Annotated in this window: 26 protein-coding genes; 19 read left to right on the top strand and 7 right to left on the bottom strand. The window is 50.4% G+C overall.

The features are described from left to right. Positions 1–310: 310 nt before the first annotated feature. The 6 genes from ACFQ03_RS03970 (at position 311) to ACFQ03_RS03945 (ending at position 5,608) form a co-directional block, all read left to right on the top strand. Positions 311–463 (top strand): hypothetical protein, encoded by a 153-nt coding sequence (locus ACFQ03_RS03970; RefSeq protein ID WP_186328482.1) that lies wholly within the window; start codon positions 311–313, stop codon positions 461–463. Positions 464–624: 161 nt separating this feature from the next. Beyond that, positions 625–2,613, top strand: a complete 1,989-nt coding sequence (gene abc-f, locus ACFQ03_RS03965; protein WP_379286216.1) for a ribosomal protection-like ABC-F family protein — start codon at positions 625–627, stop codon at positions 2,611–2,613. A 746-nt stretch (positions 2,614–3,359) separates the two neighbouring features. After that, positions 3,360–3,866 (top strand): GyrI-like domain-containing protein, encoded by a 507-nt coding sequence (locus tag ACFQ03_RS03960; RefSeq protein WP_144940926.1) that lies wholly within the window; start codon positions 3,360–3,362, stop codon positions 3,864–3,866. 3 nt (positions 3,867–3,869) lie between these two features. Continuing rightward, entirely contained in the window at positions 3,870–4,385 is a 516-nt protein-coding gene (locus ACFQ03_RS03955) for a GyrI-like domain-containing protein (protein ID WP_144940923.1), read from the top strand. A 6-nt stretch (positions 4,386–4,391) separates the two neighbouring features. After that, positions 4,392–4,823, top strand: a complete 432-nt coding sequence (locus ACFQ03_RS03950) for a VOC family protein (protein ID WP_379286213.1) — start codon at positions 4,392–4,394, stop codon at positions 4,821–4,823. Between the two features lie 5 nt (positions 4,824–4,828). Further along, entirely contained in the window at positions 4,829–5,608 is a 780-nt protein-coding gene (locus ACFQ03_RS03945; RefSeq protein ID WP_379286211.1) for a VOC family protein, read from the top strand. A 251-nt stretch (positions 5,609–5,859) separates the two neighbouring features. Here ACFQ03_RS03945 and ACFQ03_RS03940 read toward each other — a convergent pair whose 3' ends face one another. From ACFQ03_RS03940 to ACFQ03_RS03925, 4 genes are all read right to left on the bottom strand, one after another. Next, positions 5,860–6,660 carry an endonuclease/exonuclease/phosphatase family protein gene (locus tag ACFQ03_RS03940; protein ID WP_379286209.1) on the bottom strand — a complete coding sequence of 267 codons (801 nt, stop codon included), beginning with the start codon at positions 6,658–6,660 and terminating at the stop codon, positions 5,860–5,862. Between the two features lie 432 nt (positions 6,661–7,092). Beyond that, on the bottom strand, positions 7,093–7,704 hold the full coding sequence (locus tag ACFQ03_RS03935) for a class I SAM-dependent methyltransferase (protein WP_379286207.1): 612 nt from the start codon (positions 7,702–7,704) through the stop codon (positions 7,093–7,095). A 163-nt stretch (positions 7,705–7,867) separates the two neighbouring features. After that, entirely contained in the window at positions 7,868–9,859 is a 1,992-nt protein-coding gene (locus ACFQ03_RS03930) for a helix-turn-helix domain-containing protein (protein ID WP_379286205.1), read from the bottom strand. Then, positions 9,789–10,172: a hypothetical protein gene (locus ACFQ03_RS03925; protein ID WP_379286203.1), complete on the bottom strand. Its 384-nt coding sequence runs from the start codon at positions 10,170–10,172 to the stop codon at positions 9,789–9,791. The genes ACFQ03_RS03930 and ACFQ03_RS03925 overlap by 71 nt, the downstream gene beginning before the upstream one ends. A gap of 108 nt (positions 10,173–10,280) precedes the next feature. Here ACFQ03_RS03925 and ACFQ03_RS03920 point away from each other — a divergent pair, with 108 nt between their 5' ends. The 5 genes from ACFQ03_RS03920 to ACFQ03_RS03900 all read left to right on the top strand — a co-directional run bounded on the left by ACFQ03_RS03920 (position 10,281) and on the right by ACFQ03_RS03900 (position 15,874). Further along, on the top strand, positions 10,281–11,078 hold the full coding sequence (locus ACFQ03_RS03920; RefSeq protein WP_379286201.1) for an extracellular solute-binding protein: 798 nt from the start codon (positions 10,281–10,283) through the stop codon (positions 11,076–11,078). Then, entirely contained in the window at positions 11,075–11,842 is a 768-nt protein-coding gene (locus ACFQ03_RS03915; protein ID WP_379286199.1) for a hypothetical protein, read from the top strand. The genes ACFQ03_RS03920 and ACFQ03_RS03915 overlap by 4 nt, the downstream gene beginning before the upstream one ends. A gap of 181 nt (positions 11,843–12,023) precedes the next feature. Then, the gene (locus ACFQ03_RS03910; protein ID WP_379286197.1) at positions 12,024–13,178 is read left to right on the top strand and encodes an ABC transporter permease; all 1,155 of its coding nucleotides are present in this window, start codon (positions 12,024–12,026) and stop codon (positions 13,176–13,178) included. A gap of 18 nt (positions 13,179–13,196) precedes the next feature. Continuing rightward, complete coding sequence (locus ACFQ03_RS03905) at positions 13,197–14,897, top strand: DUF4855 domain-containing protein (protein ID WP_379286195.1); 1,701 nt, start codon at positions 13,197–13,199, stop codon at positions 14,895–14,897. 578 nt (positions 14,898–15,475) lie between these two features. Next, positions 15,476–15,874, top strand: coding sequence for a hypothetical protein (locus ACFQ03_RS03900; protein WP_144940905.1), 399 nt, complete (start codon positions 15,476–15,478; stop codon positions 15,872–15,874). Positions 15,875–15,980: 106 nt separating this feature from the next. On the opposite strand, the gene ACFQ03_RS03895 is transcribed toward ACFQ03_RS03900, so the two are convergent. After that, complete coding sequence (locus ACFQ03_RS03895; RefSeq protein ID WP_144940902.1) at positions 15,981–16,433, bottom strand: DUF441 domain-containing protein; 453 nt, start codon at positions 16,431–16,433, stop codon at positions 15,981–15,983. Between the two features lie 263 nt (positions 16,434–16,696). Next, a complete protein-coding gene (locus ACFQ03_RS03890; protein WP_144940898.1) occupies positions 16,697–17,533 on the bottom strand; it encodes a GNAT family N-acetyltransferase in 837 nt (278 codons plus the stop codon). A gap of 1,043 nt (positions 17,534–18,576) precedes the next feature. Between ACFQ03_RS03890 and ACFQ03_RS03885 the strand changes: the two genes are divergently transcribed. The 8 genes from ACFQ03_RS03885 to ACFQ03_RS03850 all read left to right on the top strand — a co-directional run bounded on the left by ACFQ03_RS03885 (position 18,577) and on the right by ACFQ03_RS03850 (position 25,424). Next, positions 18,577–19,179 (top strand): TetR/AcrR family transcriptional regulator, encoded by a 603-nt coding sequence (locus ACFQ03_RS03885; RefSeq protein ID WP_144940895.1) that lies wholly within the window; start codon positions 18,577–18,579, stop codon positions 19,177–19,179. A gap of 15 nt (positions 19,180–19,194) precedes the next feature. Beyond that, positions 19,195–20,049, top strand: a complete 855-nt coding sequence (locus ACFQ03_RS03880) for an ABC transporter ATP-binding protein (RefSeq protein WP_144940893.1) — start codon at positions 19,195–19,197, stop codon at positions 20,047–20,049. Between the two features lies 1 nt (position 20,050). Next, complete coding sequence (locus tag ACFQ03_RS03875) at positions 20,051–20,650, top strand: fluoroquinolone export ABC transporter permease subunit (RefSeq protein ID WP_379286191.1); 600 nt, start codon at positions 20,051–20,053, stop codon at positions 20,648–20,650. Then, the gene (locus ACFQ03_RS03870; protein WP_379286189.1) at positions 20,647–21,375 is read left to right on the top strand and encodes a hypothetical protein; all 729 of its coding nucleotides are present in this window, start codon (positions 20,647–20,649) and stop codon (positions 21,373–21,375) included. Before ACFQ03_RS03875 ends, ACFQ03_RS03870 begins: the two co-directional genes overlap by 4 nt. 453 nt (positions 21,376–21,828) lie before the next feature. Then, positions 21,829–22,611 (top strand): DeoR/GlpR family DNA-binding transcription regulator, encoded by a 783-nt coding sequence (locus ACFQ03_RS03865; protein ID WP_260982214.1) that lies wholly within the window; start codon positions 21,829–21,831, stop codon positions 22,609–22,611. A gap of 227 nt (positions 22,612–22,838) precedes the next feature. Then, positions 22,839–23,477, top strand: a complete 639-nt coding sequence (locus ACFQ03_RS03860; protein ID WP_379286187.1) for an NUDIX hydrolase — start codon at positions 22,839–22,841, stop codon at positions 23,475–23,477. Then, positions 23,474–24,343: a protein phosphatase 2C domain-containing protein gene (locus ACFQ03_RS03855; RefSeq protein WP_379286185.1), complete on the top strand. Its 870-nt coding sequence runs from the start codon at positions 23,474–23,476 to the stop codon at positions 24,341–24,343. The genes ACFQ03_RS03860 and ACFQ03_RS03855 overlap by 4 nt, the downstream gene beginning before the upstream one ends. Next, on the top strand, positions 24,306–25,424 hold the full coding sequence (locus ACFQ03_RS03850) for an MBL fold metallo-hydrolase (RefSeq protein WP_379286183.1): 1,119 nt from the start codon (positions 24,306–24,308) through the stop codon (positions 25,422–25,424). The genes ACFQ03_RS03855 and ACFQ03_RS03850 overlap by 38 nt, the downstream gene beginning before the upstream one ends. A 747-nt stretch (positions 25,425–26,171) precedes the next feature. On the opposite strand, the gene ACFQ03_RS03845 is transcribed toward ACFQ03_RS03850, so the two are convergent. After that, positions 26,172–26,510, bottom strand: a 339-nt coding sequence (locus tag ACFQ03_RS03845; RefSeq protein WP_379286181.1) for a topoisomerase C-terminal repeat-containing protein, incomplete at its 5' end; no start/stop codon positions are given.

The following is a 26,510-nucleotide window of genomic DNA, read 5'->3' as shown; positions in this document are numbered from 1 at the left end:
AGCATAAATGGCTTTTCCATATATTGCTGCGGTTACCTGAACCGTTATAGGATTTCTACTAATCTATTATAGGTTATCTTTCTTAACTCACCGGAAACGCTCCCTTAAATTATTCTTAACTCGCGTGAAATCGCAATGGAATCGCCTATAGAAAGAACTCAAGTAGCGGTGAGCTTTAAACATGATGCCCTTCTGCTCATTCCCGATTAAAAATGTACGCGCCAAAACTTTACGGATGGCGTCCTTTGGGATATAATGTTAATCAATTATGGACTCGTTCAGACGAGTCGGACAGGAGGTGAGGTAGGAGATGAATCGCTTTGTTGCCCGTATTCGTATTAGCCAACTGCCGCTGGCATTGTTTGGCATTATCTTTGCTGCAGCATACAACGGGATACGTATGTCCATTTATGCTTATACGAATACAACAATTATGGCGAAAGACTCTCCTGCCTTGACCTGAACGGATGGCTTTGTACATTTGAGGCTGCGGGGAAGTGTTCCCTGCGGTCTTTTTTTGTTTGAGCGGCGGTATCCCGCGTCCTGCAAGCCGTCGGAAGGCTTGGGAAACTGCGGGGCCGTTGGTTCCGGTCCGGGGAGTCGGCCGCCCGGAGGAGGATCATAATGATTGTAAGCTTGCAGCAAGTTCAAAAATATTACGGCGCGAATCTGGTGCTGTCGAATGTTACTTTTGAAGTGGGGGAAGGAGAGAGGGTTGGTCTCATAGGCCGCAACGGAACGGGAAAAACAACGATTTTCCGGGTCATGGACGGCACCTTGACGCCCGAGAAAGGCCAGGTGTTCATCCGCAAAGGGGCCCGGATCGGCCTGCTGAATCAGGTGCCGGCTTATGAAGACGGCCGGACGGTTTACGAGGTGCTGGCGGAGGGATATAAGGAAGTAAGGCAGTGGGAAACGGAAATGAAGGAGCTGGAGGTCCGGATGTCGGACCCCGAGGTGGCTTCGGACGGGAGTCGGCTGAGCGCTCTGCTGGACAAATACGGGAAGCTTCAGGAGCTGTTCGAGCAGAACGGGGGCTATGAGATGGAGGCTTCCATTCAACGGGTGGCAGCCGGCCTGGGCATTCCTGCCGAGCAGTATGACAGGCCCTTCCCCTCGCTGTCCGGCGGGGAGAAGACGAAGGTCGGCCTGGCGGCATTGCTGCTGCAGAGGCCGGACCTTCTGCTTCTGGATGAGCCGACCAACCATCTGGATATGGATGCCATCGAATGGCTGGAGACGTTCCTGAGCTCGTATTCCGGGACGGTGATGGTAGTATCCCACGACCGGTATTTCCTGGACAAAGTCGCAGTCAAGATCATCGAGATCGAGGATGGCGAAGCCTTTGTCTACCATACCAACTATTCGGGGTACCAGCAGGAGAAGGAAGCCCGCCTGCTGAAGCAGTTCGCGGACTATCAAGAGCAGCAGAAGAAGATCAAAAAAATGCAGGAAACGATAAAGCAGCTAATCGAATGGGGAAACCGTGCGAATCCTCCCAATCCGTCATTTCATCGGAGGGCCGCATCCATGCAGAAGGCTCTTGACCGCATGGAGAAGCTGAAACGGCCGATCTTGGAACGCAAGGCTATGGATTTGCAGCTGCAGCAGGAGGACCGTTCCGGACGTCAGGTGATTGAGCTGGACGGGGTAAGCAAAGCCTACGGCGAACAGCGGCTGCTGAACGGAATAGGGGCACGGCTTCTCTATGGCGAGAGGGCCGCCTTGATCGGTCGCAACGGATCGGGCAAGAGCACATTATTGAAGCTGCTGCTTGACCCGGCCGGGAAGGACGAAGGCGAGATCCGCCTGGGTTCGCGCGTACAGATCGGCTATTTGGCACAGGAGGAAGCTCCGCCGGAAGAGAATAAAACCGTGCTGCAGTATTTTCGTGAAGAGCTGGCCATGGAGGAAGGAAGAGCGAGGGGAGAGCTGGCGCGCTTCCTGTTCTATGGGGCCGACGTGTTCAAGCGTGTAGCCAATCTGTCCGGAGGGGAATGGAGCCGGCTGCGCCTGGCGCTGCTGATGTTCCGCAAGCCAAATCTGCTGCTGCTGGACGAACCGACCAATCATCTCGATATTGATTCAAGAGAAGCGCTGGAGGAAGCATTGGAGGAATTCCCCGGCACCTTGCTGGCGATATCGCACGACCGGTATTTCATCAACCGGCTGGCACGCAAAATATGGGCTCTGGAGCAGGGAACCCTTACCGTTCATGAGGGAAACTACGATGAATACCGGGAGAAGCGGGAGGCGCAGTCCGCAGCAAAGGATGATGTCGCGGTCAAGCAGCAGGTCAAGGAAGCGCGGAGGACCAAACAGGACCCAACGGAAGGAGCGCTGCACAGGCAGCGGGAAACAAGCGGGAGTACGGAAGCAAGCGGCCGGAAGAAGGCGGGCACCCCTGTCGGCGAGAAGCATCTGCCCGGCTCACCGGAGCAGTGGGAGCAGGAGATTTCCGCAGCGGAATCCTGGATTCAGGCACTGGATGAGCAATTGGCCTCCTTGTCTTGGGAATCGGCCGAAGAATGGAATCCGCTTCTTGAGGAACGGACCAAGCTTCAACAGCACCTGGATGAACTCTACCGGATTTGGATGGAGGCCGGGGAGTAGATACAGTCGGAAGGAACGGATAAGAAAAGTTTCCGGAAGAAAGAGAATCTTGGAACAACATCGAACTATAAACAGTGAAAAATGCATATCCGTCATTAGGCACCGTGGACATCAGGATGTTCCGGTGCTTTTTTAAATTAAAAGTATAGGTTTCACCTTCGAATTGTGTAAAAGACAATCAACACTGCAGGTCTTTTCTGGAAAAAGCCGCGCGGTGCCCTATTCTAAAGCGATAACGCAGGTCTTTGGAGCGATTTTTGCGAAATGGCCTCATTTTGTCAAAGAGACCTGCACATTTGAGCGTCTTTCATCTTCTTTTTGGAAATAGAGACGATTTTAATGTATTTTTGCTCGTCTTTGGGATGTCTTTACCGGCCCGGATGCGGCGTGTGGCTTTCCTTTGCTCATCATTTGCTCCAACAGGGAACGGGTGTGAGCGTTTTTCTAACAGAGTGCAACCAGCGGTTTTCAGAGGAAAGAAACCTGAAATTGCAAATATACCAAAAATTACAAAGTTAACTGTTGAATAAGAACGTAAGTTCTGATACAATTGATTTAGAACGATAGCTATCGGATTTCAATAAATAAAGACTTGGGAAGGAAAGCCCAGAGCAGTATCGAATCATTAAGTAGTGATAAATGTATATATCAGTCATCAGGCGCCGAGAAATCCAATCAGAATCCCGGTGCTTTATTTTTGCCTGCAATCGCATTCAAATTAACATTGAAGGAGGTAATGATTAATTATGATCATTGAAACTAAGCTGGTGCATAAGCCCGCTTTTCGGGCGGTGGGCATTCAGGAGATGGTACATTTTAGCGCAGAGGAGAAACCGTCGGAGAACGCCATTGCCAAGTTGTGGGATAGATTAAATGCTCGTACCTGCGAAATTGCCGATCCGGTCGGGTACCGTGGCTATGGGCTGATCCATCAAACCCCCGAGACCAAGCCGGGTGATCCGTTTAACTACATAGCCGCAGTTGGTGTTCATTCCTTCGGCCAATTGCCGGAGGGAATGATTTCTGTAGAGGTTCCGGCTTCGCTTTATGCAGTGGTTACTTACCGGGGAGTGCTGGACGGATTGGGAGAAGGCTTCGAATATTTCTGGAGTAACTGGCTGCCCCAGTCCGAGTACGTCTACGAAGGTATGTATGAGTTTGAATTTTATGATCAGCGGTATCGGAACCGCACCGATCCCGAATCCGAGATCGATCTGTATTTTCCAATTTCACCCAAAGGGAAGCAGGGATAAGCCATGTCATCGCTTAAATACTCTTACGAGCCTTCCGTTGTCAGTTTGCCCGGATTCACTGTGGTCGGTGTGTCCTATGATGCCTCTCTAACCCAGATCTTCGAGCAGCAGTTGGGCAAGAAAGCATATGAATCGGTGCTGAGTCGCAAGGATGAGATTTCGTCCCGTATCTCTGACGACGTCTACTTGGTACAGGTGTACCCGCGGAAAGAGGGTTTTAATGCTCAAGTAGATCCTTTTACGCAGTTTATCGGCTATTTGGTTGAAGGATGCGATAGGGTACCCGAAGGGATGACGTCCCGTTCGTTCCCCGATCGGGAATATGTCAAAGTGACTCACCATGGGCTGGAATCCGAGCTAGGCCATACTTATGATTTTGTTTATGGCAAGTGGATTAGGGAGAACGGCCGCTGTCCGGATTCGTTCGATTTCGAAATATGGGATGAGCGTTATAAACCGGATCAGCCGGACAATCAAATAGATTTGTATGTGGCCTTGGAGCCGGCAGGAAAGGAATAGGAGAGAATGAAGAACATTATCGCTGACAAAGCCCTGCTTAAAAGAATAGATTGCGCCTATCTTCCTGTTACTAATGCCGAGGCTGCGGCGGAATGGTACAGTCGTGTGCTCGGCTTGAAGCTGCGCTCCCCGGTTAAACCCGGCAGAGGAGCCATCATGATTATGGGCGAGGGACAATGGTTGTTCCTGCTTCCCTGTCCGAACAGCGTTCCGTTGACCTTCCCTACCACAGGCTGGACTAAGGATGAAGAGCCTTTCGAAATGTTTCCGCTTTGTTTTGAAACCGATGACATTCGCTCGCTTCATGCTTCCTTGCTGTCATCGGGCGCTTGGGTGGAGGAACAGATCCGGGATGAAGGAGACTGCGGCATGCAGCTGAACTTCAAAGATCCGGACGGCAATAAGTTTCAGGCGTGGCAAGCGCCGAGACAGGAGTAGAGCCTATGAATAGCACAGCTCAAGTTCAGAATCGGATAGCCAGTGTATTTGTCCATGTAACGGATTTGCGGCGCGCTGCGGCATGGTATAGCGAGCTGCTGGGTGTGGCTCTGCGGGAAGAGAGGTTGAATGGCGGGCCGGTATACTGGTTCGATCTTCCCGGAACCGGCCTTATTCTGGATACCAACGAAAACAACCGGAAAGACCCGCAGTGGCGCGAGGATATGCAGCCTCTCCTTATGTTCCCTTGCGACGACATCGATGAAGCCTATGCCTATGTGAAGACTAAGGCGGAGCCTCTATTTGAACCTGAGAGGCATACGGGTATGGCCTACTTCAATTTCCGTTCACCGGACGGACGGGCGTATATGGTGTGCTGGTCGCAGGGAGGCGGCGAGGATGTGGCCCCTGTCCATAGATCCAGTCCTATTGTTCCACGCATAGGCGGCGTGTTCGTCAATGTTCGTGATATGAAGGCTGCGGCAGCGTGGATCAGCGATCTGCTTGGAGTACCTCTTCGTGAAGAGGACACAGGGGATTCGATTTACATTGTGCCTACATCGCGTGGAGCGGATTTGCTGTTGGACGATAATCGGGTGCGGCGTGGGGAAACGTTCGAAATCCCGTTCATGTTCGACAGCCATGACATTGATGCCGCTTACGCCTATGCCACCGAACGGAACCTAAGCGTGTTCCACGGCATAGAACGTCACGGCGGCGTGGCTTACTTCACGCTTTCCGATCCGGATGGCAACCTGGTCATGGTTTGTCAGGAGGAAGCGTAATCTGATAACCAAACTTGGAAACCGAATGAGCAGAGCAGAATAAACGGAGCGCATCCAAGGCGATTGACCGCCTTGATGTCCTCCCGGTATTTTCAATGAATGACCTAGCCTAACCCCTTCCTATGATCAACCCGATCACGCTCTGCCCGGAAGAAGAGTAGGGAGGTTGAAACGGACAGTTAGGGTCCTAAATCTTTAGGATGATCTATAATCTATGGCATGAAAGTCGATGCGGAAGCTCTTGACCTAGATTATGAATTGGAGAATTGCAGAGTAGAGAGAACCGGATAATGGTCTGATGGGAACCCGTTCTCGATTTGGTTCCGGATGATCGAGGTCGATAGGAATCGTCCTTCACTGCTGCTCAGAATGTAATCGATCGGTCTGCCTTCCGATCCACCGAAATAACCGTGAAAGGTCAGAGTGTGCTTCGTCTCCATCTCGGTCAGATGATCGTAGCAGCTGGTCATTGGAATTTGCGAGGTCGCACTTTCCAGCAGTCCGCTTTCCGGTACGTCGTTGAAATCCCCTGTTATAATAAAAGGAAGAGGCCGCTGCTCGTTAAGCTCTTTGATTTTGCTCGCGGTAAGCTTCAATCCTTCCTGTCTGGCTATTTTGCCCGCATGATCCAGATGCGTATTGAAGAATCTCAGCACCGGCTCGGTATCGTTCCCCAAAGATAGCTCCACCCAGGAACAAATTCTCTCGCAACGCGCATCCCATCCCATACTTCCAATAATCTCCGGAGTCTCCGACAGCATAAAGGACTCTTTGTTCGTTATGGAGAACTTGTCCTTCTTAATAAAGACCGCGCTGAACTCCCCAACCTTGTCGGATGCGACCCGATTAACTCCATAGACCTCATAGGTTGGCGATAGGCGCTCGGTCAACCAAGCGAGCATCGGAAGAGTGGCTTCCTGGGTTCCCAGTAAATCGGGGGTATGCTCTTCTATGATTTGGGCTACCCAGTGCTTCCTTTGATCCCATACAAAAGGATCGGAAGGGACGGCCACCCGAAGATTGAAAGTCATGACTTTGATCTCTGCATTCATTAATAATCCTCCCTGAAACAATAATGAAAATAATCCCATTAATTCCGCATGGGAAGGCTGAATCTCCCCGTATAGATCGACTTAAGAGTCTTCATTAAGTATTCCAGAGATTGTTCCAGGAAGCAATAAAAATGATGGAATATAGTCCTCATCACCTTTCAAGAGGTCCTAATTGTTCATCCGGATCACAAAAAAATCCCCTTTGTTCAGAAAGGGGAAGCCAGCTTTTCCATATAGGGCCGGTGAAGTTGGTCTGGGAGTCGGAAAATAAGGGACAGGTCGCAGCCATAAGCTTGAATACGAATGATACAGAGTGAATCTTGATCAGTGGAAGAATATAGAAGAATAAGAAAAATAACGAAACGACTTGAAAAGGCTGAACGGGAAATGAATTGGTCATGAATCAGGTAGGCTTTATATGTACAGTGTGTGCTAGAACAAGTCCGATAGCTGTTCTTTCCGGCATACATAAACAAAGGCGGGAGGAATATTATAAGGCACAAAATTTATGCTTTCGATATTGAAATGTTCTTTCAACTGTTTCTTCATCTGAAAGGAATATTGAAACGCGACGAACCAGCCGCCGGGTCGTAACGACAGTAAAATTTGCTCCAGCAGCTTGTCTCGGACCGACTGTTCGAAATTGAAGAAAGGAAGGCCGCTTAGAATGCAGTCAAGATGTGGAATGCCTTCGCTCTGAAGAGCGTTGGTAATCTGGGTTGCATCGGGGTAGCAAGTATAATCCGGATACATCTGGCTTAATCGCCCCCGCAGAAGGGCATCCCTTTCAAACAGAATGAATTTGCCGGGATGGTTCCTGGCATTATGAATGAATTTGGTAATGGCCCCGGTACCTGCACCGAGCTCGGCGGTATACCGGATTTCCGGCCATGGTACGGCTTCGACCATCTTGCGGGCCAGAAACCTGGAGCTGGGGGTTACACTTCCAATCTGTTTGGGGGCACGAAAGAATTTATATAGAAATAACATTTTCTCATTCTTGTCTTTCTTATCTTTCCTGTCTAGAGGCGTGTTAATGGTCATCCAAAATCCCACCTTAGTATAGAATTAAGAACCTGGCCCTGAAACCCCTTTCTCCTAAGTGAAACGTAATGGTGAACAAATGTCAACTGGAGGGATTTGTATTATTTTGTCGATTGGCGTTAAGATGCTGAAATTGCAGGGGTTCCACAGGAACCGGAAAATATTAAATTTTATCCGCCAACGGTTCATCGCCTCCTCGATATTGATTACGGAATTGACCGGGCGGCGTTCCCGTCATTTTTTTGAAAATGCGGGTAAAATTATGGACTGTAGTGTAGCGCAGCCGTTCGGCAATTTCTTTAATCGGAAGGTCAGTATGAATTAACCATTCCTTGGCCTGTTCAATCCGTATTTCGATTAAAAAGGTGCTGAAATTGACATTCTTCTCTTCCTTGAACCACTTGCTTAATTGTGACGGCGACAGTTCAAACTGTTCGGCGACCTGCTGCAGCGACAGATCGGTCTGATAGTTCTCAAGTATATACTGGACAACTTGAGAGATTGTAGTCTGCCGTTCGTCCCGGTTTAATGCCGCCAGCTTATCCTTCATGGCTCCGATGACCGATGTCGTCAACCATGTCTTCATATTATGGAGAGAGGTCATTTGATGTAGCTCCTGATACAAATCGGTTTCGAACACTTCTTCGATGCTGTAGCCCATCTCCAGAATTAAGCGATGCAGCTCGCCGATCAAATACGAAACAAGCCCCATAACGGCATTCGTATGGCGGAAGGAAACGGAAAGCTCCCGGAAAATGTCTTCTATTTTCGATTCAGCGCTGGTGAAATCGGCCTGACTGACATCAAAAACAACGGATCGGACCATTTCCTGCAATATGGCATAGGGCCGCTTGTCTGCGGACGGCACTTCAGATCGAATAATCGTTGAATCCTTGCCGACAAATAGCCGATAATCCAACAGGGCAAGCGCCTGGGAATAAGCCTCGGCCATATGCTTGTACCCCTGGTAGGGATCGCTGACGGATACTGTAACCGTAATGCGCAGGAACTGCTTTATATTTTCTCTTATCGTATCTCCTAACGCCTTGTAATGCGCGGTCTCCGCTTCTTTCCGATTAACGTTTATAACGAGGACGACTTGTCCATGCTTCGGGACGATAGACAGGCAGGGTCCCCGCTGTTCGCAAATTTCTTCGGCCATTTTACGAACGGCGTACATAATGAGTGGGCTATCGCTATTACTGTATTTCTCCAGCATCTCTCTGATGTCGGCTTGAATAACCAGAAGCACAAACCGCGGATCGAGAGCGGTCAACCCGTACCGGGCGGCTTGCCGTTTAAATTCCTTGTCTCCAATTTGGCCTGACAGGAGCTGCAGAAGTACGTTTTGTTCCACATACGGGAGCTGTTCTTCCAGCTTTTGGCGCAATTCTTGGTTGGTGCGGGTCAGGCGGAGCAGGGAAATCTCCAGGTCCTTCAAGCCGTCGCTTGATGATTGTCCTCCCGATGAAAATTTGGAAGAAAGATATTGGATCGGAAAATAGAGCCTTTTGGATGCGGCAATGGAAATATATACCCACAAAATAGCTAAAGCGGCAACGAAAATCCACGTCAACGCAACAATATTACCCGATTTCCCCGTTAGTTCCTTGGCCGGAGTAAGGGTGACGAACGACCAATCATGCAGACTGGAGTGCATTTGCGACAAATAATAGTTGTCATCGCCCCACGAAATCATCTGAGCAAATTCGTAAGCGCTTTCCGCTTGTTTCTGAACATTTGCTATGGCTGACAATTCCAGGCCGATATCCTCCTGATCCTGGCTGGCTACGATGCTATCGCGATGATCGAGAATTAAAATTTTACGATTATATCCCAAATCAATAGTTTCCAGAAGCCGGCTGAGCCTGTCGGCAGGGACATGAAGCAGCACATACCCTTCGGGGCTGCGTTCCATTAACGGTACGGGACGGATGACCAGCAGCTCATTCTGTCCGGGATAGGTATTGGGGGAGAGGATCGATGCATTGTCCTGTTTCACAGCTTGTTCTAGAATAGCTTTATATGGAGACTCGGATAGCGGGACAAACCCGAATCGGTTGGAGTAAACCTTGCCGAATTGGTTATAGATGACGGAAACGTCGAAATCCAGATCGGTATGACCTCCGAAATTGATGGATCGTATCGACGACAAGCGACGACTCATCGAAGGTCTGCACAGACATTCCTTCGCGAATCGACTTTTCGATGACCGGACTCGTGGCGATTTGGATCGCCGATTGATGCAGTTGGTTAAGAAACGAATCTACTTCCCGTCCGATCTGTTTTAATATAATCTGATGATTGAGAACGACCTCTTCCTGAATATTTTTGACGCTCAAATGAGAGGACGCCATTCCGAGCGCAAGCAAGGGAATCAGGCTGGCAGCAATGGAAAAAGAGATCAGCTTTTGTTTGAAAGTCATTGTACTGGAGAGTAGGCGCAATCGCTCTATTAATCTCTTCATCATGCTCTCCTTCGGACGAATGATATTAGTATAATTTCATTTATTATAAAAGGATAGTCCGGATAACTCAATGCTGGATCAACCAAGTACAGGAGAGTGATCGGCAATATGAAAAAGACCCTCGAAACACGGCTTGGGATAGTTATCCCATGGTTGGCCTTAACGGCTTTGGCCGCCTGCTCCGCTGCCGGTTTCCCGGCACCAGACAGGGAGAGCGAGCGCCGAAGCATGAAAATTACGGCCATTGATTTCGAATGGGATGCGGTGCCCGAGCATGGAATCGGCTTGAACATGATCAATGAGCGGTTTCAGGTCGATTACCGCCCGACCTTTTATTTGGCGGACCGTTACTACGACAAACTCGTATCCGTGCTCACCTCCAATCGCATCCCGGATATTATCTCTTTCCCTAACGACAGCCTGAAATTTATACAATTCGCCAAGCAGGGGCTGTTCTTGCCGCTCAATGAATATATCGATACTTATTCGACATTCCAAGCTGTTCCGCCTGCAATGTATGAGCGGTTTTCTGTAAACGGAAACATATATGGCATTCCTCAGTATTACCCGAGCTACAATATGACGCCGATCATCCGCAAGGATTGGCTAGATAATCTGGGTTTATCCATGCCAACCAATTTCGAGGAATTGAAGCAGGTGGCTATTGCTTTTGCCCATGACGATCCGGACGGCAACGGCAAGGACGATACATACGGTATTGTAACGGGCAGAAATTACTATCCGGATTACGGCTTCGGGGCGTATTGGGATTCGGCGGCCTGGCTGCATAAGAATGAAGCCGGAGATTACATTCCCGGCTCGATCTCGGAAGGCTTTAAACAACAAATAGCGATTATGGCCGAACTGTATGCCGAGGGTGCACTGGCGAAAATTTTCCGTTCATGACCTGGAACCAGCTGAACGAGGAATTCTATAGCGGCAAGGCCGGGATCTATATCGGAGCGCCCAATGGGATGATTCAAGAGCTGATGAAGCAATTGGTCGCGGCTCATCCGGAGGCGGAGGTCGTCCCGGTCCCTCCGTTTACCGATCCGAACGGACGGCGGGGCTTCCTGGCCACGGAAGGCTTCATCGGCATTACGGCGTTATCTGGGAATCTATCTGGAGACTCGGAAAAAATTGAAACGATTCTGGAGATGATCGATTTCGGGCGCAGGTATTATTCGCTCGAGGAATTAACGCCGGACAACCCCGATTTCGACTGGTATATGGGTTATGTTGGGCAAGGATATGATTATGTGCACGGGAAAGTCGTTGCCAAGGAAAACTCCTTTAGCCAAGGGTTAGCCCCCGTAACTTACTTTGTGGACAGCTTCGAATGGGTGCCCGAAGGCAAAAACCCTCAATATCACAAACGCTATATATTTCCGCAGACGGCAGAGCTTTCGGAGCGGCTGGAGCAAATGTGGACGGACAGCGACAAATACATAAGCCCGCTTTCCGGCACCTATTCTCCGACTCAAGAAGAGAAAGGTGCGGCTCTTCATCAATGGCTGCGGGATGAACAGATCAAAATCATTCTCGGATTAAAGCCGTTGGAGGAATGGGATGATCTGGTCGCCCAGTATATGAGAAGAGGCGGCTCGCAAATGATAAAGGAATTTAATCAGGAAATCAGGCAGAAGGGACGGCAGGATTATTGGGAATAAGGTTAAAGCGCCGGTAAACTAGCGAAGGGCAGGGGATAGGTCCCCGCCCTTCGCTAGTTTTATCTTTATTTTCCCCCTTTTATCCTTGTTTGCCCATGCCCGGATTTAAAGGAGAATTGCAGTTAAACCGCGGCGGTGGTTACATGGATTTGAATTTATCAGACAAGGGGGATAGTTAATCGTGAATGTGCAATCGGGTCGCTCCAATACCCGCATGACCTTGGAACGGCCGCCGGAGCCTTCCAGGGGGCTCGCCCGGGGATGGATTAGCCGGAAAACCGATTTGCGAAAAAACAAATGGCTCTATCTGTTGTTTCTGCCCGTTTTCATATGGTATGTGCTGTTTGCCTATTGGCCTATGTATGGGCTGGTCATCTCGTTTCAGGACTATAACATCGTCAAGGGCATTGCGGGCAGCGACTGGGTAGGATTCAAGCATTTTAAAGATTTTTTCAATGATCCTTATTTTTTCCGGCTCATCCGCAACACCTTTCTGCTTAACTTCTACGGGCTTCTCTTCGGATTTCCGGTGCCGATTCTGCTGGCGCTCATGTTCAACGAGATCCGCAGCTTATGGCTGAGGAAGCTTTCGCAAACGATCAGCTACTTGCCGCATTTTATATCCACCGTTGTTGTTGCGGGGATGGCGCTTACGTTCCTGTCGCCGAGCAGCGGCATGATTAATGTGCTGATCAACAAGCTGGGATGGGAAAGCATCCATTTCTTCCAGGAGCCTGAATGGTTCCGAACGATCTATGTCGGTCTCGGCATTTGGCAAAGTGCCGGCTTCTCCGCGATTATTTACTTCGCGGCCTTATCCGGAATCAGCCCGGAATTGTATGAGGCGGCCCGCATGGACGGCGCCAACCGCTGGAATCAGATGCGCTACATTACGCTGCCGGGACTTGTCCCGACGATTGTCATTCTGCTCATTCTGAACATTGGCGGTATGCTGGGGGCCGATTTCCAGAAAATTATATTGCTCTACAATTCGACCATTTATGAAACGGCCGATGTACTGAATACTTACGTTTACCGCAAGGGGCTGCTCGATTACAACTTCGGTTTTGCCACTACGGTAGGCTATATTGAAAACGATTATTTCCGCGATCCCTTCCCGACTCTGAAATATCCGGATAATGATTTCAAGCGGTTCACGGAACTGAAGGGTCAAATTGATACTTACGTGGAAGAAATGACGGCCAAATTTGTTATCGGCAGAGAGCCGCTAAGCAAATTCGACGCTTTTGTCCAGCAGGTGGAGAAGATGGGACTGAAAGAAATGCAGGAAATTCAGGATCGGGCGTACGAACGCTACAAGGAAATGATTAAATAAGCTAAAGGAGTAGATATTGTGAACAAACCAGGGATGTTTCGTTTATGTTTATTCAGTATGCTTATAGGTTTGCTGCTCCTGCCTGGTCCGATGGCCGCGCTGGCAGAGGGGGAGGGGGCCGGGCAGGCTCCCCTTGCACCGGAAGCTGCGAAAGTCAATCTGGCCGAGGGCAAGCCGTATACGGTTAATGAACCGGCGGACGGCCAATATCCGGATGCCGGTGGCAAACTGACCGACGGCCAAATTGGCCGGGCCGACTATACAGATGAAGCTTGGGCCGGATTCCTGCGTGGATCGTCGCGGGAAATCACGATAGACCTGGGCGGAATGCATTCGGTCGAGTCCATCCGGGCCGGATTTCTGCAGCAGCCGGAATCCGCCATCCGCTACCCGAATGCCGTGGCGATATTCGTCTCCAACAATGGAGTGCATTGGACCGCATTGAAGCATGCCGGTCCGCCGGTGCCGTTCTGGATCGGTCCGGCGCAGAAGCATACTTTCGAGTGGAACGGACGGATTGATGGCGTTCCGGGGGCGAAAGAACAGACAGAATTGGCTTATACCCGCTATGTTAAAGTTCAGTTTCAGACCGCCCTATGGGTATTTGCCGATGAAATCGAGGTATTGGGGTACGAAGGGCATGTGAAAGGGGCGAAAGTGCCGAAGGCCGATAAGCCGGAATACCTTCGTCCCGGCGACCGCACAGGCGGGATATCCGATTTGCTGCTGCTGTACAACGGACACTACGATAACGGGCTCGGGGACTGGACGAAGGAGAACCTCGTTCCTTATTTAGCCTATGTAAATAATGAAGGTGAACCGCAAGACTGGTTTTTTGACGGAATTTTATATTTGGGGCTCAGCTCTCCTGAAGGGCGGGCTTACGAAATGTCGCTGAAGGCGTCCAACTGGGACGACTGGAAGTGGTATCTGGACAAAACGTTCGCCGATGGCGGAGATCTGGACGAGTTGAATGAGGCGGTTGCTTATGTGGAGGATCGACTCGGGAAACGGAAAGAGCCGTATCCGGTTGTGCTGATGATCCCGTATCCGGCTGAACCGCAAACCAACTTCGGCGACGTGGACGGTGATGGAATAACGGAGAATTTCAATGCCGCCGAAGTCGGAGCAGAGGCCTCGTTGGCGAACAAGAAGAAGGCGGCTGCCTGGTATATCGACCAGGTGCTGGAGCGTTGGGCTGCCAAAGAATACGGGCATTTGCGCCTGGCCGGCCTGTATTGGCTGAACGAAGAGGTGGCGCCGGACAGTACGGGCGATGCGGAATTGCTCCGCTATGCGGGAGAGCTTGTTCATCAGCATTCCCTGAACTATTTCTGGATCCCCCGCTACCATGCGTTTCAGTTCTTTACATGGGATCAACTCGGGTTTGACGCCGCCGCTTATCAGCCTAACCACTTCTTCCAAAAGGAAAGCAGCGCCGACCGTATTCGCGATGCGGCCCAATGGGCGAAGCAGCTCGGCATGGGAATGGAGCTGGAATTCGATGAGCGGATCCTTACAGAGCCGGACGCGGTCCAGCGGTACTTTAACTATCTGGACGGAGCCAATTTGTACGGATACCTGAAGCATACCTTTAAAGCTTATTATCAAGGCAATAACGCATTGCTGCAGGCCGCACGGCACCCCGATCCGGAGGTTCGCGCCAGCTATGATGTGATGTATCAGTTTGTAAAAGGGAAGTACAAAGGCGGCAAGTGAACGGCCGCGCCTGCTATGGTTTCCCGGGTTTTAACGAGGGCTGTCCTTAAGGACAGCCCTGAGTCTTTTGCATTAAAATGGAAATAATTTTCCGACCTTCACCTTCTAGATGAACGTTTAACTGGATTTCATACAGTTAGTTTGCTCCTCTGGAGCGAAAGATGGAAACTAACTGGAAAAACTACAGCTAGTTTGTGCAAAAAAGGCGATTTCAGCAAAAAGCCTTGATTCTAAATGTAGTTTTTCCATCTAGTTTAATCATTTTCCACCATTCGCTTGAATTTACCTACATAAAATACAGTTAGACCGTGTAGGAACCACCACAGGCAATGGGTTTCTATCAGTGCACTCTGCGAAAGTTGAGTGTTAAGCTTTAGCGTCTTGAACTTCAAATGCTATTAGGTGAATAACATCCTTCAATCGCGGTCGCTCATCCATGAAATACTCCGATTGGAGTTTTTCTCATATAATGAAAAAACGGTATTCTTTGGTAAAATAAAAATACTCGGGAGCAATTATTTTTGTCTTCTTAATATTATCATTGTTTGCCTATGTAAGAGGCGTTCGGGAGGTCGAAGATGAAAGTTAAGCTTGTATTATTTTTGTTGACTCTTTTAACTGCAGTATGTACTGGATGTGCGGAAAAACAGCCAGTTGAAAAACCAAAATATACTTTCACGGGGAAAACGGTTTCATTGGTTAAGCAGAACAACTATTCTATAGATGGAGTTAGGATTCGTTATACACTGCAAGTAGAAAATTTTAACCCAACGGATGAAGCATTTAAGAAATACAATGAGATGTTTGGGGAGCATGGGGAGTATAAACATTTTGAAATCACAAAAAACACAAAAATCTATGATAGCAACAATCAACCAATTGGACCGGAAGACATCAAAATGAATCAAGAGATTAGCTTCTCGGTTGAATTCATTAACGATCAAGCACTTCATGCGTTAGAAATACGGGAATTATAACGAGGATACGGTCGATGATGATTCAATCGCGAGAGCTGCGGAACGGGCGGCGCAGAGGACTTGCTCCGTACCTCCACGCCCCGTGAGCTTTAATGCTTCTTGGCTTCTAGGATTTGCCGATCAGCAGCGACAATAAGCCGGCGGCAATGAGCGGTCCGACAGGAACTCCGCCGAATAAAGCGACGCCCAGTACGGTGCCGATCAACAACCCGGCTACGACGGTCGGCTGATTAGACATGAGCGCCGCTCCACGACCGCCCAGGAAGGCAACCAGCATGCCAATTCCAATAGCGAGAAGCGATTTCCAATGCAGGAACGATTGCAGGATCGTCTGAAGCGACAGTTTGCCGCTCGCCATAGGGGACATGACGCCGATTGTGAGAATGACAATGCCCACGCTTAAGCCGTATTTTTCGATCCAGGGGAACGTCTGGTGCAAATTCATGACCCGCAGCAGCAAGAGAACGATCATGGCAATGGAAACAGGCGTGTTGTTGCTGAACAGCCCAAGTGCCGCAAAAGCCAGCAGCAGAAGAGAGGTAGTATCGACATTAGCCATCGGAAGTTGCTCCTTAGCATCATATAGTTTCATTTATCGCATAGCATACATGTCGTTTTCCCAAAGATCAAGTTTTCCCCGGATCCGGCTACTTGTAACAATGGATTTTTTAATAAAAAGTCTCATGCAACTGGCAAAGCGAACGGCATCCGGATTGCGGACCTAATGGATCGGCAGCAGTTCGAGACCAAGCTGTTCCGCTGGTGAAGGAGAAGAACGATGTAATCGAGCGCGTATCCGGAAGCCAGGGTCAGATGGCTCTGTCATGCCCTTACGTCAGAGTCTGGCAAGCGTAGCGGCTGATGCGGTTCTACCATTGCTACCCGCCATTCGCAGACTTCGATCATCCCGATGTTTTTGTAAACTCTTCGGGCAGCAGGATTACTATAGAATAAATATGGAAATTTCCCTTCCTGCAATAACGATTCAAACAAGCCAATCAGCACTTCCGATCCATAGCCTTGATTACGGTATTCGGGATGAGTCACGACCCCAATCACGATGGCGCTGTTTCTGGATTCTCTGACCGTTCCGCAGGAGGAAATCATTCGACCGTCCAGGCTCAAGTATACCGTCCGGTCGCTCGTTTCTCTTAATCTCTTCATTTCTGTTTTGATATAGTCGTCTCTAGTCGCAGTCATTTCGTATTCTTTCGTGGAGGATAACAAATCATAATGCTTCCCGGCTTCCTCTTCGCTGCTGATGGTATGGAGCTTAAGCTCGGGGTACCTCCTTCGCGCCTGAATTCGCCTGACAACTCCCATATGAGAGAGTGAATCGCTTCTAACCTTGACCAGGGGCATAAATTTCTTCATCCAACGGCTGGGTCCGGACAGTTTAGAGTATGTAAGCCGGTTCAGTACGCCTTGATATCCGCTAATCCCTCGATCCGTTCTGGAATAATAAGTAACATTGTTGAAATTATTCAGCAGAAGGGAATAGAGCTGCCCGTCCTCATATTCTCCATACGCATGAAAGGACGGACCTTCATAATGATGATCGATTAATTCATTAATCAGAAAGTAATAGTCGGCCGCATCCGGACCGAATAGCTTCAGGACCAGATCGTGATGTTCCTTGGTCAGTTTTATGATGTCCACGAGAATCACCTCGTTATCTTATATTAGTAGCCGAGCTTGCGCGCTCCTTGAATGCGCCTACTGGTTCCTTGATGTTTATTGGGCCGCGTACCTATATGTATTGTTAGAGTAGGGCTGTATCTCGGCAGGGGCATTGATGGTGAATGATTTCTTCCAGCGAGTTCGCTCCCAGGGGTGTAAATGAAAAAACTGCAATTCTGCATGCTTTTGGCCGGTTGACCCCGTGTCCGCAGCAAAGCCTGCAAAAATATATCTTTTTTCTCGTTCCAGGGGGGATAGGGTGACTTGAGACCGAAATTAATGTGCTTCCTCGCTATAGTGGATGCCTGATGTCTGCTTAATAGAGAAATGGTCAATACTGCCGAGTAAGAACGTTAATAGGGTGGGAATGACCATGTGGACCTCATTAAGCAGCAAGGATAACATGATTCACGAAGGTGACTCCCGCGCCTTCGCTTGGGCTTTGTCCTCCACCAGTGGACATTATCATTGAGTAATTATACACATTACTTTTTCCAGTTCCCGGCGGGGGATCTCCCCTCCAACAATATATCAAAAGAACGCTTCGTGAATGATTTCACACCTTAAAAATTAAAAAAAACTGTCTTGACTTCTTGTGCCACTATAATATTCCCGCACAAGATGACATCTGCAGGTAATCTGCTTTCCATCCCTTCCATCTTACATCGCCACTCAGCGTACAGGAACTACGTGCAACGGTAAAAATCCCGAAAAAACGCTAAGCCCGACAGAATTGCAGCACGGCAGGCCAGGGTTGATATCCCATCCATTTTATCTATTTATTTCCACAACTACTATGGATTTTTTGCTTATAACTAAAATCTCTGATGAAAAAGATTCCTCACTGTACAGCGAAAGGTCTGTATGATCTTCGGGTAAACATCACCGTGCAAATGGAATGGAACAACGAATGCGATTGGTGATCTATTTCGGTTATTGACGGGAAGAGAAGGATTGGTCTATCATTAGCTATGAATATAAAATAAAATTATTCATACAATCATATTTGGGGTGACAGCATCATGGCGAGAAAGTTTAGTGATCACGAGAAGGAGAGAATTCGCGAGCGGCTGGTGGAGGCGGGGAAGCAATGCTTCGGCTTGTACGGGCTGAAGAAAACCAGCATCGAGCAGTTGACCAAGGCGGCGGGAATTGCGCAGGGGACCTTCTATTTGTTCTTCCCGTCCAAGGAGGAGTTGTATTTCGAGCTGTTGGAGCTTGAGGAGGAGAGGGTTCGCCGGCAGCTTCTGGAGGAGACGGAGGAATCCGGCAGAATGGACAAGGAAAAGTTGGTCCGCTTTCTGCGGAAATCACTGACGGTGATAGGGGAAAATCCGTTTTTTCGCCAGTTATACGAGGAAGATGTAATGGAGCAATTGGTAAGGAAGCTTCCTCCCGAGAAGCTAGCCGCCCATTTTGACAAGGATGCGGATGTTGCTATGCCTTTTGTCCGCCGCTGGCAGGAGGAGGGATGGCTGACCTCTCAGCGCCCGGAAATTATCGTCAGCCTGATTCGCTCGCTGATTCTGCTGACCCTGCAGAAGCGGATGATCGGGGAAGAGGTATTCGATGAGACGATGGAATTGCTCATTCAACTGATAGCGCAAGGGTTGACCGCCGAATAGGGGAGGGGACGATTCATGATTGAGGTTAACCGGTTGACTTATACCTACCCGGGAGCCAGGATCCAGACGATCAAAGGCATCGATTTTCATATTTCCCGGGGAGAAATTTTCGGCTTTCTCGGTCCTTCGGGAGCGGGCAAGAGCACCATTCAGAAGGTGTTGATCGGAGTATTGAAGCAGTATGGAGGGAGTGTTCGGGTGATGGGCCGGGAGCTGAACCGCGCTAAGCCGGACTATTTTGAACGGATTGGGGTGGCCTTTGAATTCCCTAATTTTTATTCCCGGTTTACCGCTTTGGAGAATTTGAGCTTCTTCCGTTCTCTGTATTCGTGCAAAACAGAGGAGCCCCGGCAGCTTCTGGCCAGGGTGGGCTTGGAGGATCACGCCCGCGACAAGGTGTCCGGCTTTTCCAAAGGAATGAAGATGAGGCTGAACCTGTGCCGGGCTCTGTTGAACCGGCCGGATCTGCTGTTCCTGGATGAGCCGACCTCCGGACTGGACCCGGTTAACGCGAAGCTGGTGAAGGACCTGATCCTGCAGCAGAAGGCGGAAGGCAAAACCGTTCTGCTGACGACGCATAACATGAACGCGGCCGAGGAGCTCTGCGACCGGGTAGCTTTTATTGTAGACGGGCAGGTTTCGCTCATCGATTCCCCCCGGGAGCTCAAGCTGAGAAGGGGCACGAAAAAGCTGGTGGTGGAATACACGGAAGGCCAGGATCGCAGAACGGAGGAGTTCCCTCTCGCCAGACTCGGGCGCAATGACCGTTTTCTGGAGCTTATCCGGGAGAAGCCCATCGAGACGATGCACAGCCAGGAATCGACTTTGGAGCGCATTTTTATCGATGTCACAGGAAGGAAGCTGGATTAATATGCGAAGAATGCTCAACGCTTGGGGACACGATATCCATTTTCAGGTCCGTCAAGGCTTCTATTTGGCCTATTTGCTCATCACCGTAATGTACTGTCTGCTGCTGTCTCTCGTCCCGTCTGGCGCCAGAGCCGATGTTTCCGTTCTTGTCGTTTTCTCCGATCCGAGCGCACTCGGCTTTTTCTTTATCGGCGGGATCGTGCTGCTGGAGAAAGGACAGAACATCTACGATAACCTGTTCGTCACTCCTCTGCAGGTCGGAGAATATATGGCGGCCAAGACATTATCCCTCGCCATGCTGTCTACGTTAAGCGCAGCTGCCGTTCATCTGTCGGCCTTCGGTTGGGAAGGCTTCAGCTTGCTGTTTTTGGCGGGAATATTATTGACCTCGGCATTCTTTACCTTGATCGGCTTGGGGCTCGCTGTCCGCTGCGGGACGTTGAACGGTTTTTTTCTCGCTTCTCCGTTTCATCCGCTGACCATATGGGAGGTGCTGTATGGGCTTGCGGTACTCGTGGTGGGGATCGGATTGGCTTATCTATGGGCTAAACGCTCCTTCATCAACCATATCGTCTTGAAAATAGGGGGAAGGGGCCAATGAATAAATATGTTTCACTATCCGCCGCAGACGCGAAAAATATTGCGCGCGATCCCATGCTGGTCCTCGCCGTTTTCGGCCCGCTTATTCTCGCTGTCGCCATTCGCTATGGAATGAAAATATTGTCCGGGTGGCTGCACCTCACCTTGGCCTTCGACCTGACGGTCTATTATGACCTGATTCTGATCGAAGCTCTCCTGCTTATTCCGCTGATGCTGGGAGTGATCGCCGGATTTCTGATGCTGGATGAGAGAGACGAGAATCTGATTGCTTACTTTGCCGTGACGCCGCTGACCAAATCGGGGTATTTGCTTTACCGGCTTAGTTCTCCCGTGCTGCTATCCGCCGCTTACACGGTTTTCTTCGTATACTTCACGGATCTGGTGCGCGTCCCCGTGGCCGCTCTTCTTCCGTTAACGCTGCTGCTTGCCTTGCAGGCTCCGGTCGTTGCTCTGCTTCTGCTGGCTTTTGCAGCGAACAAGGTGGAGGGAATGGCATTGTCCAAAGGAATTGGAGTAACGATGGCCGCCCCCTTGGCTATCTATTTCGCCCCCGAACCCTGGTCCTGGCTGGCTTCCGTGCTGCCCACCTTCTGGATAGCCAAAGCCTATTGGGCCGGAATGGAAGCATGGTCCGGCGGCACGTTCTTTATTTATTTGGCCGCTTTCGCGTTCTATTCCCTGCTGGCGGTCTGGCTCTATCGCCGTTTTGAGCAAAGAAACGATTGATCCTTGCGGGCTCGTTAGCCGCGAAAACGGGCCCGAACCCCCGCTAGTACCCACGAGTACCCACGGGTACCCTCGACTCTCCTTCGATCTCGCTTCGAGCTCCCCCTCGAACCAACCACACACCTACCCAAACCTACCCAAACCTACTCCTTGAATCTCCCACGAACCTGATACGAGCTTTTCGCGAACGACTCTCGAACGACTCTCGAACGACTCTTGAACGACTCTCAGCGAATATCAAATGATTCTCGAACGATTCTCAAACGATTCTCAAACGACTCTCAGCTACCCCTCCTTCAAAATTCCTTCGAATTTCCCTTTCATTTTTTCAAAGTTAAACCTGCGAACTGTTATTTTCTGGTTGACGGCCAATCTTCTTCGAGATAGAATAATACAAAACAATACAAAATATTAATTAACAATACTAAACAATTGGATGAAATTGGTGATTACATGAATAAACCGCTGTTTACAGAGGAAAGAAGGAAGCGGATTCTGGAGCAGATTCAAAGAGAGGGACGGGTTCAAGTGAAGGAATTGGCCGTCCTCTTCTCCGTCACGGAAGACGCGATTCGCAAGGATCTTCGTTTTCTCGATCAGCAAGGGCTCGTCCAGAAAACATATGGCGGAGCACTGCTGCCTTCCAAAGCCTCTTCCTTCATCGCCTACAAGGATAGGGGTGGAACCGAATCGAAGAAGCCCTTCGCCAAGGCGGCCGCCGCGCTTATCAAGCCGGGGGACACGGTGTTTATCGAATCGTCCAGCTATACCAATCTGATGTTTTACGAGATGGAGCCGATGCCGGGAGTGACGGTCGTGACGAACAGCATTCACGGCTTATCGGAGCTCGCGTCCAAGGTGAAGCTGATTCACGTAGGGGGGACGATTCACCCCGAGGATGAGTCCGGCTATGGTTTTTTTGCCCTGCAGACGATTCAACAAATCAACTTTGACAAATGCTTCCTGCGAACCTCCGGCATTTCGCCCGATTGGAAGGTGAGCGCCGCTCTGCAGGACAGCCTGGAGCTCAAACAGACGGTGATCCGTCATTCGAAGCAGAAAATTTTGCTGATTGGAAGAAACCATTGGAACCGCGTCCACCGCTATAACGTTTGTGAGCTTGGAGAGATGGATGTGGTGCTGACGGATACTGACGATGAGAAGATTCTGAGCAAGCTGGCGAGACAGGGAATCGATGTCATTTCGGTTGATCAAAGCATACCGTCCGGAAGATGAAAAGGGCTTGCAGAAATAATGATACCGTGATCACCTGCAGATAACATATCCGACCTGGATACTTTTCCATATAAACTTTATACTCCATGAAAGAAATACGGTTTGGACCAGCGAAGTTTATATCAAACTAGAAAGCCGGCATCAGCCGGACTGGCTGCGGGATATTTTCTTTCGATATCGAATGAAGCTGCGGAATTCTCTATTAATCATGCGAGGGGGACCAAGAGATGGAACCGAAATGGCTGGAATGGGCCAAGCAGATCCAGGCTATTGCGCAGGCAGGTCTGACATATTCCAAGGATGTCTACGATTTGGAGCGTTTCCAGGAACTGAGGAAGCTGAGCGCCGAGATTCTGTCCGAATATACCGGTACCGATATGCAAACCGTGACCGAATTGTTCGCGAATGAAACCGGGTATGCGACTCCGAAGGTCGATGTGCGGGGAGTCGTCTTCCGGGAAGGCAAGCTGCTGCTCGTCCGGGAGAATCTGGATGGATGCTGGTCGCTGCCGGGCGGATGGGCAGACATAGGCTTATCGCCCGCCGAAGTGGCGGTTAAGGAAGTGCGAGAGGAATCCGGATACGAGGTAGAGCCGGTCAGGCTGCTGGCAGTTTGCGACAAGAAGTTTTATCCTCACCCCCCCTCTCCTTATCATGTTTATAAAATATTTATTCTCTGCGAGCTGGTCGGAGGGGAAGCACTTACCGGAACGGAGACGTCCGAGGTCGGCTTCTTCGGGGAGAATGAACTGCCGGAGCTGTCCGTGGAACGAAATACCGAGTCGCAGGTGAGAATGATGTTCGAATATGCGCGGCATCCGGAATGGCCTGCTTATTTAGACGGAATTGGAGGGGAAGCGAAATGAGCATACCGTGGAAAATGGAACGAATATCGATAAAAGGAAGCAACGAATGGAACGAAGACGAACTGATCGTGAACGATTCCCTGGCATTGTATGGTGTCGTGGACGGATCAACGTCCCTGATCCCTTACCGGGGGGAGAATGGGGAAACCGGAGGCAAGCTGGCTTCCAGGTTGATCCGTCAGTATATGGAGTCTCTGGGCGATGACCAAGGAGCTGTGGTTCGTCTGAACGAAGCGGTACTGGAGGCTAACCGTCGGCTGCGGGAGGAGATGGTGTCCAGCGGGATCGATATCTCCGACAAGCGCCAGCTGTGGACCGCGGCCTTGGCCGCCATCCGAATCCACGACCGGTATATTGAATATGTTCAAGCCGGGGACTGCATGCTGATCGCTGTATATAAGGATGGAACGGTGCGTGTCGTTACGCATGATTCAGTGGCTCATATCGATAGGGAGACGAAGCAGCTATGGCAGGAAGGCATCCAGGGGGGAATGACGACCCGGGAGGAGCTGAGGGAATATGTCATCCCTACGATCCAGCGCAATCGGTTGAAATTGAACACCTTGGAAGGGTATTCTGTAGTCAGCGGAGAGCCTGAGCTAGAGGATTTACTGGAGTACGGACGGATTAGCCGGATTCAGCTTCAAGGCCTCCTTCTGATTACAGACGGTCTTTTTTTGCCGAAGGAGAAAGGAGAGTCGGCTTCGGACTTCCATGAATTAACGGAGCGAATTATGCGGGAAGGACTGGCGGCTTATGCCGACTGGCTGATTTCTCTGGAAGAAGAGGACGCGGACGGAAGGAAGTATCCGAGGTTCAAAAAATCCGATGACAAAACGGGAATTTGGATTCAATTGGAAAACTAAACGGAAACGCTATGAAAATATGGACGGGGTCAAGCTGAATAATTCGTTCAGCCAACTGCGGAAATGGCAGAAGGAAAGAAGGGCCAAAAGGAAGGATTTATCCTATCAGATTCCGCAGGCTTCGCCCGATCTGGATTATTTGCATCGCAATCGGAAGGAGATGTCGATCACATGGATCGGACATGCAACCTTCCTTATCCAAATGGGCGGATTGAACATCATCACCGACCCGGTCTGGGCTAACCGGATGGGCTTTGCCAAACGGCTGGCCCCACCGGGGCTGGATATTTCCCAGCTACCGGATATCGATGTGGTGCTGATTTCACACGGACACTACGATCATCTGGATTTTCCTTCCTTGCGAAGGCTGCCAGGAGCTCCCGCCATCTATGTACCGGCCGGCTTGCGGAACAAGCTGCGGAGGAAAGGCTATAGAGAGGTGGAGGAGCTATCCTGGTGGCAAGACATCAGCAGGGACGGGGTGACGTTTACGTTCGTGCCGGCGCAGCATTGGACCCGCCGCACACTGATGGACACGAACACCTCCCACTGGGGAGGCTGGGTCATCAGTGCTCGGGGAACCGACCGGGGGAAGACGGCTTCGGTTGGTCGGGAGGCGTCTCCGGTAGTCGGGGAGGCGTGTGCACAAGGCCGAGAGTCGTCTCTGGGAGTCGAAGAAGCGTGCGCGAAAAGTCGGGAGGAGTCTCCGGTAGCCGGGAAGGCGGCTACGTTAGGTCGGACATCGCCGCAGGTGGTTTATTTTGCTGGGGACAGCGGCTATTTCCGCGGCTTTCGGGAGATCGGCCGGCGATTCAACATCGATTATGCGCTCCTACCGATCGGGGCTTACGAGCCGGAGTGGTTCATGTCGACGCAGCATGTGACCCCGGAGGAGGCCGTGCAGGCCTTGGAGGACTGCGGCGGCCAAGTGATGGTGCCGATGCATTACGGCGCCTTCCGGCTCGCGGACGATACGCCCAAGGAGGCACTGGATCGGCTGCACGCCGAATGGCAGCGCCGCGCACTGCCGCCGGAACGCCTCCGCTGCCTCCGGCACGGCGAAACGCTTCGCAGCCGCTAGCGTGCCGCTTCCGCAACAGCGCGGGTGGATGAGCGTAAGGGGGCTGCGTGGAGGAAGCGGGCGGAGCTACCACGGGCGTGGGCGGGGCCGGCATGCGGACGCGGGCAACGAGGCGGTAGCAAGGCTGCAAAAGCGTGAGCGAGGCAAGCGTGCGGAGGCGCGAGGTAGAGGCGGAGTTGCCGGAAGAGGCTGGTTTTCGCATTTGAAAATCAGAGCGAAAACCAGCGTGTTCATTTGTACGATATTTCATACAAAGATGCCCCTTCATGGAACTTTTGTGTCTATCGCATATCTGACTGTTTTCATACAAAATGCTCTCGTTCGCATCAAGCTATCAGCATTTATACTTCTAGTAGACTTTGCAAGGGGCCGGTATGAGAAACGTAAGTGCTATTTGGATGAACGATGTATGAACAATCGCATAGATAGTAGGTTTTTGTCCATGTCTGTTACTTGCATAGCATGGGGGTTGCCCGCCACATGTAGCCAGCTCTGCAATTTCGACTGCCGTCCCGATGCTGCTCCAAAGACAAGCAAAAGTGCATGTCTTTTTGCGAAAATCCGGTAAAATCCGGGAAAGACGAGCAAAACTGCAGGTCATTTTCCGCAAAACGCTGAAAATCAGTAAAATGGCTGAATTTACCTGCACTATTGCTTGTCTTTTGCTGATTTTTGCTAAAAACCTTCCAAAGACCTGCACTTTTGTTGGTCTTTGGAAGGTTTTTTGAGTGTACCTCTTATAAAGAGTTAAAAGATTCGTTCCAAGCTTAGCTCGCCTGTATTGCGGTCGGACAAAATCAACTTTCCGTCGTAGGAGTGGCCGGAGATGCTTTTGAACTTCAGTTTGTTGGTCGAGCCTTTCTGGATCAGCGATTTGACCATGGTGTCGCTTAAGGTTTTGCCGAATCTGGTTTTCTTCCAGATGACAAAGCGGCAACCGTGTTTGTAATTGCTGCAGCCGTAGCCTTTGCTGCCCATGAAGATCGTGCCGCCGCACCCGTGGCGCGGGCACAGCCCAATCACGCCGCCCGCCGCTCGCGAGGTCGCGCCTGCCGCTGCCCGCGTCTGTGCCGCGCTGCTGTCGCC

This window comes from Paenibacillus residui, assembly GCF_042677205.1.
Lineage (GTDB): Bacteria > Bacillota > Bacilli > Paenibacillales > NBRC-103111 > Paenibacillus_L > Paenibacillus_L residui.
Note: the sequence above shows the minus strand (reverse complement) of the source record. Positions and strands in the feature narration are given on the sequence as shown.

Bases quoted from the DNA above. Each gene is read 5' to 3' on its own strand.
- ACFQ03_RS03970 (WP_186328482.1), top strand. From the start codon at position 311: ATGAATCGCTTTGTTGCCCGTATTCGTATTAGCCAACTGCCGCTGGCA.
- abc-f (WP_379286216.1), top strand. From the start codon at position 625: ATGATTGTAAGCTTGCAGCAAGTTCAAAAATATTACGGCGCGAATCTG.
- ACFQ03_RS03960 (WP_144940926.1), top strand. From the start codon at position 3,360: ATGATCATTGAAACTAAGCTGGTGCATAAGCCCGCTTTTCGGGCGGTG.
- ACFQ03_RS03955 (WP_144940923.1), top strand. From the start codon at position 3,870: ATGTCATCGCTTAAATACTCTTACGAGCCTTCCGTTGTCAGTTTGCCC.
- ACFQ03_RS03950 (WP_379286213.1), top strand. From the start codon at position 4,392: ATGAAGAACATTATCGCTGACAAAGCCCTGCTTAAAAGAATAGATTGC.
- ACFQ03_RS03945 (WP_379286211.1), top strand. From the start codon at position 4,829: ATGAATAGCACAGCTCAAGTTCAGAATCGGATAGCCAGTGTATTTGTC.
- ACFQ03_RS03940 (WP_379286209.1), bottom strand. From the start codon at position 6,660: ATGAATGCAGAGATCAAAGTCATGACTTTCAATCTTCGGGTGGCCGTC.
- ACFQ03_RS03935 (WP_379286207.1), bottom strand. From the start codon at position 7,704: ATGACCATTAACACGCCTCTAGACAGGAAAGATAAGAAAGACAAGAAT.
- ACFQ03_RS03925 (WP_379286203.1), bottom strand. From the start codon at position 10,172: ATGAAGAGATTAATAGAGCGATTGCGCCTACTCTCCAGTACAATGACT.
- ACFQ03_RS03920 (WP_379286201.1), top strand. From the start codon at position 10,281: ATGAAAAAGACCCTCGAAACACGGCTTGGGATAGTTATCCCATGGTTG.
- ACFQ03_RS03915 (WP_379286199.1), top strand. From the start codon at position 11,075: ATGACCTGGAACCAGCTGAACGAGGAATTCTATAGCGGCAAGGCCGGG.
- ACFQ03_RS03900 (WP_144940905.1), top strand. From the start codon at position 15,476: ATGAAAGTTAAGCTTGTATTATTTTTGTTGACTCTTTTAACTGCAGTA.
- ACFQ03_RS03895 (WP_144940902.1), bottom strand. From the start codon at position 16,433: ATGGCTAATGTCGATACTACCTCTCTTCTGCTGCTGGCTTTTGCGGCA.
- ACFQ03_RS03885 (WP_144940895.1), top strand. From the start codon at position 18,577: ATGGCGAGAAAGTTTAGTGATCACGAGAAGGAGAGAATTCGCGAGCGG.
- ACFQ03_RS03880 (WP_144940893.1), top strand. From the start codon at position 19,195: ATGATTGAGGTTAACCGGTTGACTTATACCTACCCGGGAGCCAGGATC.
- ACFQ03_RS03875 (WP_379286191.1), top strand. From the start codon at position 20,051: ATGCGAAGAATGCTCAACGCTTGGGGACACGATATCCATTTTCAGGTC.
- ACFQ03_RS03870 (WP_379286189.1), top strand. From the start codon at position 20,647: ATGAATAAATATGTTTCACTATCCGCCGCAGACGCGAAAAATATTGCG.
- ACFQ03_RS03865 (WP_260982214.1), top strand. From the start codon at position 21,829: ATGAATAAACCGCTGTTTACAGAGGAAAGAAGGAAGCGGATTCTGGAG.
- ACFQ03_RS03860 (WP_379286187.1), top strand. From the start codon at position 22,839: ATGGAACCGAAATGGCTGGAATGGGCCAAGCAGATCCAGGCTATTGCG.
- ACFQ03_RS03855 (WP_379286185.1), top strand. From the start codon at position 23,474: ATGAGCATACCGTGGAAAATGGAACGAATATCGATAAAAGGAAGCAAC.
- ACFQ03_RS03850 (WP_379286183.1), top strand. From the start codon at position 24,306: ATGACAAAACGGGAATTTGGATTCAATTGGAAAACTAAACGGAAACGC.